The organism is Streptomyces sp. NPDC001507 (assembly GCF_042894765.1).
GTDB lineage: Bacteria > Actinomycetota > Actinomycetes > Streptomycetales > Streptomycetaceae > Streptomyces.
This window is the reverse complement of record NZ_JBIAVV010000004.1, coordinates 121,852-133,504: the sequence shown is the minus strand read 5'-3', so window position 1 is coordinate 133,504 and position 11,653 is coordinate 121,852. Positions and strand designations below refer to the sequence as shown.

The 11,653-nt window shown below is 73.1% G+C and carries 7 protein-coding genes; 4 read left to right on the top strand and 3 right to left on the bottom strand.

The features are described 5' to 3' along the window. Positions 1-53 precede the first annotated feature (53 nt). Both mfd and ACFY0K_RS14415 read left to right on the top strand, forming a co-directional pair. Entirely contained in the window at positions 54-3,611 is a 3,558-nt protein-coding gene (gene mfd, locus ACFY0K_RS14420; protein ID WP_390640091.1) for a transcription-repair coupling factor, read from the top strand. Positions 3,612-3,994: 383 nt separating this feature from the next. After that, on the top strand, positions 3,995-4,681 hold the full coding sequence (locus tag ACFY0K_RS14415) for an HNH endonuclease family protein (protein WP_390640521.1): 687 nt from the start codon (positions 3,995-3,997) through the stop codon (positions 4,679-4,681). Between the two features lie 24 nt (positions 4,682-4,705). On the opposite strand, the gene ACFY0K_RS14410 is transcribed toward ACFY0K_RS14415, so the two are convergent. From ACFY0K_RS14410 to ACFY0K_RS14400, 3 genes are read right to left on the bottom strand one after another with little or no spacing between them, the layout of a single operon-like run. Then, positions 4,706-5,830: a hypothetical protein gene (locus tag ACFY0K_RS14410; RefSeq protein ID WP_390640090.1), complete on the bottom strand. Its 1,125-nt coding sequence runs from the start codon at positions 5,828-5,830 to the stop codon at positions 4,706-4,708. Further along, entirely contained in the window at positions 5,827-7,692 is a 1,866-nt protein-coding gene (locus ACFY0K_RS14405) for a M48 family metalloprotease (RefSeq protein WP_390640089.1), read from the bottom strand. Before ACFY0K_RS14405 ends, ACFY0K_RS14410 begins: the two co-directional genes overlap by 4 nt. Before the next feature lie 27 nt (positions 7,693-7,719). Then, positions 7,720-8,433 carry a hypothetical protein gene (locus ACFY0K_RS14400; RefSeq protein ID WP_390640088.1) on the bottom strand — a complete coding sequence of 238 codons (714 nt, stop codon included), beginning with the start codon at positions 8,431-8,433 and terminating at the stop codon, positions 7,720-7,722. Between the two features lie 180 nt (positions 8,434-8,613). Between ACFY0K_RS14400 and ACFY0K_RS14395 the strand changes: the two genes are divergently transcribed. Together ACFY0K_RS14395 and ACFY0K_RS14390 are read left to right on the top strand one after the other, a co-directional pair. Continuing rightward, positions 8,614-10,800 (top strand): N-6 DNA methylase, encoded by a 2,187-nt coding sequence (locus tag ACFY0K_RS14395; RefSeq protein ID WP_390640087.1) that lies wholly within the window; start codon positions 8,614-8,616, stop codon positions 10,798-10,800. 208 nt (positions 10,801-11,008) lie between these two features. Further along, the gene (locus ACFY0K_RS14390) at positions 11,009-11,620 is read left to right on the top strand and encodes a hypothetical protein (RefSeq protein ID WP_390640086.1); all 612 of its coding nucleotides are present in this window, start codon (positions 11,009-11,011) and stop codon (positions 11,618-11,620) included. Positions 11,621-11,653: the final 33 nt, after the last annotated feature.

The following is an 11,653-nucleotide window of genomic DNA, read 5'->3' as shown; positions in this document are numbered from 1 at the left end:
CAGCCCGCGCCGGGCACTTCGTGTTGCCCACCCCCCGAAGAAAGCCGCCCTGAATGAGCCTGCACGGTCTGCTCGACGCCGTCGTCAAGGACCCCGCCCTCGCGGAAGCGATCAAGGCGGCCGCGGACGGCAACCGCATGCACGTCGACCTGGTCGGCCCCCCGGCGGCCCGCCCCCTCGCGGTAGCCGCCCTGGCCCGCGAGACCGGCCGCCCCGTGCTCGCCGTCACCGCCACCGGCCGCGAGGCCGAGGACCTGGCGTCGGCGCTGCGCACCCTGCTGCCGTCCGAGGGCGTCGCCGAGTACCCCTCCTGGGAGACGCTCCCGCACGAGCGGCTCAGCCCGCGCAGCGACACCGTCGGCCGCCGCCTCGCCGTCCTGCGCCGCCTCGCCCACCCCCGCTCCGACGACCCCGAGACCGGCCCGGTCTCCGTCGTCGTCGCCCCCGTACGCTCCGTGCTCCAGCCGCAGGTCAAGGGCCTCGGCGACCTGGAACCGGTGGCACTGCGCACCGGGCAGACCGCCGACCTGAACGAGGTGGTGGAAGCCCTCGCCGCGGCCGCCTACGCGCGCGTGGAGCTCGTCGAGAAACGCGGCGAGTTCGCCGTACGCGGCGGCATCCTGGACGTCTTCCCGCCCACCGAGGAACACCCCCTGCGGGTCGAGTTCTGGGGCGACGACGTCGAGGAGATCCGCTACTTCAAGGTCGCCGACCAGCGCTCCCTGGAGGTCGCCGAGCACGGCCTGTGGGCGCCGCCCTGCCGCGAGCTGCTGCTCACCGAGGACGTCCGGGCACGCGCGCGGGCCCTCGCCGAGGAGCACCCCGAGCTCGGCGAACTGCTCAACAAGATCGCCGAGGGGATCGCCGTCGAGGGCATGGAGTCCCTCGCCCCGGTCCTGGTCGACGACATGGAACTGCTGCTCGACGTGCTGCCCAAGGGCGCGATGGCCGTCGTGTGCGACCCGGAGCGGGTCCGCACCCGTGCCGCCGACCTGGTGGCCACGAGCCAGGAGTTCCTCCAGGCGTCCTGGGCGGCCACCGCGGGCGGCGGCGAGGCGCCCATCGACGTCGGCGCGGCCTCCCTGTGGTCCATCGCGGACGTCCGCGACCGTGCCCGCGAGCTGGACATGATGTGGTGGTCGGTGTCCCCGTTCGCCGCCGACGAGTCGTTCACCCACGCCTCCGACGTGGTGGGGACGGGCGACACCCTCAAGCTGGGCATGCACGCCACGGAGACCTACCGCGGCGACACCGCGAAGGCGCTCGCCGACACCAAGGGCTGGCTGGCCGACGGCTGGCGCACGGTGTACGTCACCGAGGGCCACGGCACCGCCTCCCGCACCGTCGAGGTGCTCGGCGGCGAGGGCATCGCGGCCCGCCTCGACGTCGACCTGGGCGAGCTGAGCCCCTCGGTCGTGCACGTGTCGTGCGGCTCGATCGACTACGGCTTCGTCGACCCGGCGCTCCGGCTCGCCGTCCTGACCGAGACCGACCTGTCCGGGCAGAAGGCGGCCGGCAAGGACGGCGCGCGGATGCCGGCCCGCCGCCGCAAGACCATCGACCCGCTCACCCTGGAGGCGGGCGACTACATCGTCCACGAGCAGCACGGCGTCGGGCGCTACATCGAGATGGTGCAGCGCACCGTGCAGGGCGCCACCCGCGAGTACCTGGTCGTGGAGTACGCCCCCGCCAAGCGCGGCCAGCCCGGCGACCGGCTGTACATCCCGACCGACCAGCTGGAGCAGATCACCAAGTACGTCGGCGGCGAGGCCCCCACCCTGCACCGCCTGGGCGGCGCGGACTGGACGAAGACCAAGGCGCGCGCGAAGAAGGCCGTCAAGGAGATCGCCGCCGACCTGATCAAGCTCTACAGCGCCCGGATGGCCGCCCCCGGACACTCGTTCGGCACGGACACACCCTGGCAGCGCGAGCTGGAGGACGCCTTCCCGTACGCGGAGACCCCCGACCAGCTGACCACCATCGCCGAGGTCAAGGACGACATGGAGAAGTCGGTCCCCATGGACCGCCTGATCTGCGGCGACGTCGGCTACGGCAAGACCGAGATCGCGGTGCGGGCCGCCTTCAAGGCCGTCCAGGACGGCAAGCAGGTCGCCGTCCTGGTCCCCACCACCCTGCTGGTGCAGCAGCACTTCGGGACGTTCTCCGAGCGCTACTCGCAGTTCCCGGTGAGCGTGAAGGCGCTCTCCCGCTTCCAGACCGACACCGAGGCGAAGGCGACCCTGGAGGGTCTCAGGGAGGGCGCCGTCGACGTCGTCATCGGCACCCACCGCCTCTTCTCCTCGGAGACCAAGTTCAAGGACCTGGGCCTGGTCATCGTCGACGAGGAGCAGCGCTTCGGCGTCGAGCACAAGGAGCAGCTGAAGAAGCTCCGCGCCAACGTCGACGTGCTCACCATGTCGGCCACGCCCATCCCCCGCACCCTTGAGATGGCGGTCACCGGCATCCGCGAGATGTCCACGATCACCACGCCCCCGGAGGAGCGCCACCCGGTGCTCACCTTCGTCGGGCCCTACGAGGAGAAGCAGATCGGCGCCGCCATCCGCCGTGAACTGCTGCGCGAGGGCCAGGTCTTCTACATCCACAACCGGGTCGAGTCGATCGACCGCGCCGCGGCCAGGCTCCGCGACATCGTCCCCGAGGCCCGCATCGCGACCGCCCACGGCCAGATGTCCGAGTCGGCCCTCGAACAGGTCGTCGTCGACTTCTGGGAGAAGAAGTTCGACGTCCTCGTCTCGACCACGATCGTCGAGTCCGGCATCGACATCTCCAACGCCAACACCCTCATCGTCGAACGCGGTGACACCTTCGGCCTGTCCCAGCTGCACCAGCTGCGCGGCCGCGTCGGCCGTGGCCGGGAGCGCGGCTACGCGTACTTCCTCTACCCGCCGGAGAAGCCTCTGACGGAGACGGCCCACGAGCGCCTCGCCACCATCGCCCAGCACACCGAGATGGGCGCCGGCATGTACGTCGCCATGAAGGACCTGGAGATCCGCGGCGCGGGCAACCTGCTCGGCGGCGAGCAGTCCGGGCACATCGCGGGCGTCGGCTTCGACCTGTACGTCCGCATGGTCGGCGAGGCCGTGGCGGACTACCGGCGGCAGCTGGAGACCGGCGAGATCGAGGAGGAGCCGCCGCTGGAGGTCAAGATCGAGCTGCCCGTCGATGCGCACGTGCCGCACGACTACGCGCCCGGCGAGCGGCTGCGCCTCCAGGCCTACCGTGCCATCGCCTCCGCCAACTCGGAGGACGACATCAGAGCGGTCCGCGAGGAACTCACCGACCGCTACGGCAAGTTGCCCGAGCCGGTGGAGAACCTGCTGCTCGTCGCCGGGCTGCGGATGCTCGCCCGCGCGTGCGGGGTCGGCGAGATCGTCCTCCAGGGCACCAACATCCGCTTCGCCCCCGTGGAGTTGCGCGAGTCGCAGGAACTGCGCGTCAAGCGCCTCTACCCCGGAACGGTCATCAAACCGGCCGTCCACCAGTTGCTGGTACCTCGCCCCAAGACCGCGAAGGTCGGCGGCAAGCCGCTCGTCGGGCGGGAACTGCTGAGCTGGGTCGGGGAGTTCCTCGCCTCGATCCTGGGGTCGTAGCAGGACCCGGCCTCCGGAGCAGCGGAGTCGTGAAGCCACGGAGTCGTGAAGCCACGGAGTCGTGAAGCCACGGCTCCGCGGTTCGTTCTCCGGCCGGAAGCCGTGCGCGCACGGCAAGGCGTGAGGCGGTCCATCGGGGGCATTCGCTCGCCGCGGGGAGTGAGCGGGCGCGAAGGCGTACGGCCCGGGCTTCGTCCGGGGTGACAACCGGACGCCTATGACGGCGAGTTGCGGGCATGTGTCGTTTTGCGCCCTGTCTGGCGCGAACCGCGCGGCGGTTACCTTGGGACCAGCGGAAATCCGCCCGTGCGGAGGCGGACCGGGGCAAGGAAGAGGGGGCGCACGTGGCGCGTCTGAGGGGCGGGGCGGTCGTGGCCGTCATCATGGTGTTCGCCGTGGCCGGCTGCAAGGACCTGCAGGACAAGGGGGCTTCGGGAGCTCCGGGAGCTCCGGCCGCGACAGGCGGGGGAGCGGCCCTGACGGCCGCCGACTCGCTGACCGTCAAGGGGCGGGCGCCGAAGACCGGTTACTCCCGGGAGAGGTTCGGCTCCGCCTGGGCGGACACCGACTCCAACTCCTGCGACACCCGGGACGACATACTCAAGCGCGACCTGAAGGACGTGAAGTACACCGGCGGCGACTGCAAGGTCTCCTCCGGCGTGCTGGAGCCGGACCCTTATTCCGGCAAGGAGGTCACCTACAAGCGTGGCCGCAGCCTGGTCGACATCGACCACCTCGTCGCCCTCTCGGACGCCTGGCAGACGGGCGCCAAGTACTGGGACGCCAGCAAACGGATAGCCCTGGCCAACGACCCGCTCAACCTCCTGGCCGTCGACGCGAGCGCCAACCGCGGCAAGGGTGACGGCGACACCGCCACCTGGCTGCCGCCCGACAAGTCCTACCGCTGCACCTACGTCGCCGCGCAGGTCGCCGTGAAGAAGAAGTACGGCCTGTGGGTCACCGCCGCCGAGAAGGCCGCGATGAAGAAGGTGCTCGCCGCCTGCCCGGGCCAGAAACTCCCCTCGGGCGGCAACCCGACCAACGCACCGTCCCGCTTCACGGCGCGCTGAACCGGCGCGGGACCGCCGCGTGTGTCACTGCCCCGGGTAGTGGCCGCGCGGCGCAGGGGCCGGGCAGCCCGCCTTCTCCCACGCCACGAAGGTGTTGGTGCGGGCGAAGACGAACGCCTTGACCGGGTTGGCGGAGTACGACCACGGCGGGCTGCCGACGTATCCGCCGACCGCCCGGAACTGCTCGACGGCCTCCGGGTACCGCTTCGTCTGGAACAGGGTGTCCGCCAGCAGGTGCCGCACCGTCGGCAGCCGGTGGTGTCCGGCCGGAGCACGGTCCACGGCGTCCAGGGTGGCGTCCACGGCGGTCCGTACGAACGGCTGGTTGTACACGGGTGACCTGGGCTCCCGGACCGCGTGCTCCATCAGGGCGTACAGGGGCAGTACGGACAGCAGGCTGCCCTGCGGTGCGGCGGCCGCGGCCTGCCCGGCGAACGCGTACATCAGTTCGTGCGAACCACGCCACTTGGCGCACCAGTACTGCAGCGCGCTCATGTGGGCTCCGAAGTGGTGCGGGTCGCGGGCGACGATCTCGGTCCACAGCGCCCGGAAGTCGTCGTGCGACCAGCCGAGTCCCAGCGCGATGGTGATCTGCGCGATCCAGGGGCAGGGGTCCTCGGGGGCCGTCCAGGCGGCCTCCTGGCAGGCGGGCAGTGCCTCGGCCAGCAACCGGTGGAAGCCCTCGAACTGCTCCGCCGTGGTGTTCTTCGCCCGGTTCGCGCCGCGGACCTTGCCCGCGAGCACGACCAGCGCGTCGGCGTGCACCAGGGTGGCGGACGGGTCGCCGGGGTACTCGGTCCGCCATGCCTTGAGCCAGGCGTCGTCCTCGGCGGCGGCGTGCACGAGGATGCCGAGCCGGTACCACCGCAGGTCCCAGTCGCGGCCCGCCCCGGCCAGGTAGGCGGCGGCCCGCCGCCAGTCACCGGCGAGGGCGGCCGCCGCGACCGCGTCGGCCTCGGGATCGGGGCCCGCCGAACGGCTGTCGAGCTGAGCGGCGGGTACCAGCCCATACTTGGCGGGGTCGATGTTGACCGGTGCCTTGGCCTTCGCCTCCGCCCGGAGCGCACGCCCCTTGCGGATATTGCGCGGGAGGGTGACGAGCGCGTAGACGAGAATGCCGGCACCGGCTATGTCGATCAGGACGTTCATACCGGGTCTTTCGGGTAGGGGCCGCCGGAGGAGACGGCTGACGAGAAGGCCGACGAGGCCGTGGACGTGGGCGTCGCCGTCGGAGGACGGCCGCCGCCGGCCAGCAGAGCCCGCAGGGGAGAGGTGCCGGGCGGCTCGGCGATCGCGTGGTCCAGCGCCTCCTCCAGCGCCTCGGCGAACCCTTCGGGTGCCACGGCCCGCACCGCGGGTCCGGACCAGCACAGTTCCCACCGGCACAGCCCGGTGTCCAGCGCGGTGAGCAGGGCGAGCCGGCGCAGGGCGGAGCGGAAGGCCGTCCGGGCGAACTCGCGTGCCGCGCGCCCACTGCTCCGGCCGGCCTGCTCCGACCTGGGCAGCCGGCCGGCGATGTCGTACAGCAGGCCGTGGTCGATCAGGTCCAGGAGCCGGTGGAGGTGCGGCACCGCGGATGCCCGGGACACGTGGACGCTCCTCGCGCCGGTCAGCTGGGCCATGGCTTCCAGCAGCGGCTGCGCTTCCCGCGCCCAGCTCTCGCGCCGGGTCCACGCGGGCAGTTCCGCCCAGGGCACGCGCCGCCAGGACAGCGTCTCCCGGCTCAGTACGGCTCGTTCCAGTCCGGTGAGGACGCGGTCCGGCTCCCGGAGCAGCGCGAGGGCGGGGCGCCGGGGGTGCGTGGTGGTGCGTCCGGTGGTGCGTCCGGCGTCGGGGAGTGCGTGGTGTGCGGGGAGTTCGGGGAGGGCGGGGAGCGCCTCCAGCGCCGCGATGCGGTCGGCTGTGAGCGGGTGGCTGTCGTAAGGAGAGCTCTCCTCGGACACCACCTCCTGGAGCGGCCCGCGGGTCCACGCGTCCAGTTCCGCCCGGCGCGCGGGGTCCGCGAGCAGCTGGGCGAGACCGCCGTGGAACTGCCCTTCCGGCGGCAGCAGGCCGGCGTCCCGGCCCATCAGGGCGTACTCGCGCAGATAGAGGTCGTCGGCGGCTTCGAGCGCGGGAATGCGGCGCAGTGCGGCGGCCGTGGTGTCCCGTCCGGCGACGCGGGCGGCCACCTGGTCGGCCGCGTACTCCTGCCTGCGGCTGACGGCCTCGGTCAGCCGCAGGCACAGCCGCGCGTACGCGCAGAAGACGAGGGCCAGATAGTGGTCAGGGCCCGGTTTCGGCTCCCGCTTGAGCGCGGGCGGCTTGCCGGCCGTACGGCGCCGGGCGGCCCGTGCGGCGGTCCTCGCCCGCTCCTCGGCCTCGTCTCGCGCAGCCCGGCGACGCAAGGTGTGGACGGTGTGCTGCAGCCTGCCGTGCAGCGCCCAGAGCAGTCCCCCCAGCCGGGTGTCGTCGTGGGCGTAGTGGCCGAGTTCGTGCCCGAGTACGGCGTCCAGTTCGTCCTGGGGCAGGCCGATCAGCAGCGTTACGCCGAGGAAGAGCCGCCGTTCGCCCGCGATCAGCCCGAGCCACCGGGCGTCCTCCCGCACCATGGCGTTGGCCCCTGGGACCACCCGGATCTCCGTGGGCGGCCGGGTGCCCACCCGCTCGGCCAGGTTCCGCACATGCCGCCACAGCTCCGGCTGCTCACTCGGTGTCAGCGACACTCCGGGCACCTCGTCCCGCCCGTCCCCGGGGCCGCGGGTGAGCAGGACGGCCCGCACCACGCACCAGGCGATCGCCAGCGAGCCGAGGTAGCCCTCGACCGCCACGACCGTGAGGCCGGGGCCCCGGGCCAGGAAGAGGTCCAGGACCGCCAGCACGAAGAGGAGGAGCAGGGCCAGCACGTAGAACCCGAGGAGCAGACCGAGAACGAGCGCGGCACGCAGCGGCGTTCCGGGCACGCCGTGTTCTCGTACGGCGGGTTCGCCGGCAGCCGCCGCCCGGTCGGCGGGGCGGGACGTCAGGCGCATCGGCATCCTTCGCGGGAACGGATCAAGCTACTTCTTCAGCGCCGACAGGACCGTCGTCGTCACCTTCCTCGCCGTCGCGGCTCCGTTGTCGGTGCCCGCCGTGGACAGCACGGTGACCACGGAGCCGCCGGAACGCGCCGCGATCAGCGTGGTGCCGTTCTCCCAGTAGCCGCTCGTCAGCGTCATCGTGTAGGCCTCGTCGCCGAGTCCGGCCGTGTCGCTGCCGGTGAGCTTCACCTTGGCGTGCGCGTCGGTGTCCGTGTACGTGGCGCACTCGGCGGCGACGGTCCGCAGCGCCTTCATCACCGCGGCCGCCGTGCTGCCCTGGAAGGCGTCGATCTCCTGGTCCACTTCCTCCGTCTTGCTCGCGTAGCCGTTCTGCGCGAACGACACCCCGCCCTTGTAGCCGGACACCTGGATCCAGGACGTGGTCTCCAGTCTCGTGCAGTCCGGCTTCCCCGCCTTCCGGGCGGCCGGGGAGAGGAACTGGCCGCCGCTGTCCGCGGAGCCGTCGGACTCGAGGGTGAGCCCGGACGGGAAGGCCGATGCGGGCGCCAGCGCCTTCTTCAGCTCGGTGCCTGTGAACAGGCCGGAGTTGGGGTCCTTCGCCTTGGCCGGCTCGGCGCTCGTGGCGGTACCGGAGTCGGTGCCCGCGCCGGTGGATCCGGCGGAGCAGGCGGTCAGGGCCAGCGGGAGGGCCGCGGCGGCCAGCAGCATCACGGCACGGGACGGGAGGCGCATCGGGAGTCCTTCGGGAGTCGTTGAAACGCAGTCGTTGAAGCGGTGGGTCAATAACAGCAGAGGCTGTGAACCGAGTCAACATGATGGAGTCGAGGTGGGGTGTACACGTCCGTGAAGTAGGGGATCTTGTGTGCGTCGGTATGCTCGGTGCACACATGGGACGAGGGGAGCGGAAGCCGCGTGCAGGACGACACCACAGAGGTGACCGCGGCCGGCATCGCACGGCTCGCCGGGGTGGGCCGCGCCGCCGTAAGCAACTGGCGCCGCCGGCACGCCGACTTCCCCAAGCCGGTCGGCGGCACCGAGACCAGCCCGTCCTTCGCGCTCGCCGAGGTCGAGTCCTGGCTGCGCAAGCAGGGCAAACTAGCCCAGGTCCCGCTGCGTGAGCGGGTCTGGCAGCAACTCGCCGGGCACCCCGAAGGCGCGCTGACGGCGCTGGTGCACGCGGGGTGTGTGCTGTTGCTGATCCACGAGCGCCCCACCGTCTGGCTGCACGTGAGCGCCGGCACGGACGAGCGGCTGGCCGCGATGCTGCCGGCCGCGCTGGACGAGGTGTTGACCGCACGTCTCGGCGGGACGGCCGACCCCACGGTTCACAGTGGCCGGGGCGCGGACGCCGCCGAAGCTGTGAACAGGTCGGGCCGCGCGATGGCTGTGAACGGGTCCGGCGGTGCGGACGGTGTGAACACCGCGCACCCCGCTGCCGCTGCCGCTGCCGCTGCCGCTGCCACCCCCGCCACCCCCGCCGTCCGCACCCCCACCGGCCCCCAGCTACTCCCCTCCGCCCCCCTCCTGCGCGGCGCGGCCGAACTGGCCGCCGAGGCCGGGGCCCGGCAGGCCTTCGAGTTCCTGCTGGGGCGGCACCTGGACGCCAACCCACGCCAGTACACGCTCACCCCGTCCGAACTCGCCGGCCTCATGGCCGACCTGGCCGGCCCCGCCCGCACCGTGCTGGACCCGGCCTGCGGAACCGGCGCCCTGCTGCGGGCCGTCGGCGTCCGCCCCGACCAGGAGCTGTACGCCCAGGACAGCGCCCCCGACCTCGCCGCGCTCACCGCGCTGCGGCTCGCGCTGCACTCCCGGGCCGGCCTGCACGGCGCCGCCGGCGACACCCTGCGCGCCGACGCCTTCCCGGACCTGCGCGCGGACGCGGTCCTGTGCCATCCGCCGTTCAACGAGCGCAACTGGGGCCACGACGAGCTGGCGTACGACGCGCGCTGGGAGTACGGCTTCCCCGCCCGTACCGAGTCCGAACTGGCCTGGGTGCAGCACGCCCTGGCCCGGCTCGCCGACGGCGGCACCGCGGTCCTGCTGATGCCGCCGGCCGTGGCGTCCCGCCGTTCCGGACGCCGGATCCGTGCCGACCTGCTGCGCCGGGGCGCGCTGCGGGCGCTCGTCGCGCTGCCGGCCGGGGCGGCACCGCCGCACAGCATCCCGCTGCACCTGTGGGTGCTGCGCCGGCCGGAGCGGACACCGGCCACGCCCGAGGTGCTGCTCGTGGACACCGGAAGGTTCAGCGGGGAGGGGCGGGGCGGCCCCGACCTGGCGGCGGTACGGGACGCCGTCCTGGACGCCTGGCGTGCCTTCGAGCGCGACGGGGGGCCGGTGCAGCGCCCGGGGCTGGCCCGTTCGGTGCCGGTCATCGAACTCCTCGACGACGACGTGGACCTCGCGCCCGCCCGCCACCTGCCCCCGGCCGCCGCGGCCGACGGCGCGGAGGAGCTCACGGCGGTCCGCGAACGGCTCGGCGCGACCCTGCGCCTGACCGTCGACCTCACCCCGCCGCCCGCCGACCAGGCGCCGCCCGCGCGGTGGCCGCTCACCACCGTCGGCGAACTCGCCCGCGGGGGCGCGCTGCTGCTGCGCACCGGAGGCATCGGCGGCCCCGCGCGCGTGCCCGTGCTCACCGACCACGACGTCCTCGCCGCGACGGCTCCCTCGGGCACGCTTCCCGAGAGCGAGGAGGAGGCCGTGCTGACCGAGCCGGGCGACGTCGTCGTACCGGTCCTCGGCGGAGGCTCGGTGGCACGCGTGGTCGACGACGCGACGGCGGGCGCCGCCCTGGGGCGCAACCTGGTGCTGCTGCGACCCGACCGCACGGCCCTCGACCCGTGGTTCCTCGCCGGCTTCCTGCGCGGCACCGCCAACAACCGGCAGGCCAGCAGCTACGCGTCCACGGCGACCCGGCTTGACGTGCGCCGGCTGCAGCTGCCCCGGCTGCCCCTGGAGGAACAGCGGCGCTACGGCGCGCGGTTCCGCGCACTCGACGAGTTCGAGCGGGCGCTGCGGCATGCGAGCCGGCTCGGGGAGCACCTCGTGCGCGGGATGTACGACGGCCTCACCGACGGGACCGTCGCGCCGGGCTGACCGCCGACCGGGACCCGCCGGGACCCGCGGGGCTCCGCCGGGATCGGCCGGCAGTCGGTCCGACAACGGTTCGGTACAACCCGAACCGGTTGTCCGCGCCGGGCCATATGCTCGATCCGACCATCGCACGACCGGTGCCGTCCGCGGGCGGACGGCACCGGACGGGCACGTACGCCCTTTTCCAGGCACCAGGCACACAGGAGCGACCATGCAAGGCCAGGGCCATGCGCAGCCGGTGCGGCGGCCGCCGCACGACGCGGTACTGGTCCTGGTGCGTGTGGTGTTCGTGGCGCTCGGGGTGTTCAGCGCCGGCTTCCTGGCGTGGGCGATGCTGCTGCGGCTGGCCGTCGTGACCCGCAGGCCGGTCGACGTCGGCGTGCTGGTGACGGCGGTGGCGGCCGACGTCCTCAGCATCGTGCTGCTGGGCAGCGAACCCGGCGACGACGTGCACACCCCCGGCGGCTACCTGGGGATCACGCTGCTGTTCGGCACGCTCCTGGGAGCCGTCGTCTACTACCTGGCGGCCGACGTACGCCACTTCCAGCGGCAGCGCGAGGCGTACACGGCGCAGCAGTACGCCTACGCGCCCCCCGCTTCGCCGTACACCACGGGGACGATGCCCCCGCACACCCCGGCCCCGTCCGCGCACTCCGTCACCCCGATGCCCCGGCCGCCGCTCCCGCAGCCTCCGATACCCGCGCCGCCCCAGCGCCCGGCGCCCGCCCGGATCGAGCAGGTGCGCGCCGAACTCGACGAGCTCAGTGACTACCTGCGCAAGCACGACGGGCACCGCGGGGGCGGCCACGAGGGCGGACGGTGACCGTGGCGGCAGGACGGGTCGTCGCCGGCCGCT

Bases quoted from the DNA above. Each gene is read 5' to 3' on its own strand.
- ACFY0K_RS14390 (WP_390640086.1), top strand. From the start codon at position 11,009: ATGCAAGGCCAGGGCCATGCGCAGCCGGTGCGGCGGCCGCCGCACGAC.
- ACFY0K_RS14410 (WP_390640090.1), bottom strand. From the start codon at position 5,830: ATGAACGTCCTGATCGACATAGCCGGTGCCGGCATTCTCGTCTACGCG.
- ACFY0K_RS14405 (WP_390640089.1), bottom strand. From the start codon at position 7,692: ATGCGCCTGACGTCCCGCCCCGCCGACCGGGCGGCGGCTGCCGGCGAA.
- ACFY0K_RS14415 (WP_390640521.1), top strand. From the start codon at position 3,995: ATGGTGTTCGCCGTGGCCGGCTGCAAGGACCTGCAGGACAAGGGGGCT.
- ACFY0K_RS14400 (WP_390640088.1), bottom strand. From the start codon at position 8,433: ATGCGCCTCCCGTCCCGTGCCGTGATGCTGCTGGCCGCCGCGGCCCTC.
- mfd (WP_390640091.1), top strand. From the start codon at position 54: ATGAGCCTGCACGGTCTGCTCGACGCCGTCGTCAAGGACCCCGCCCTC.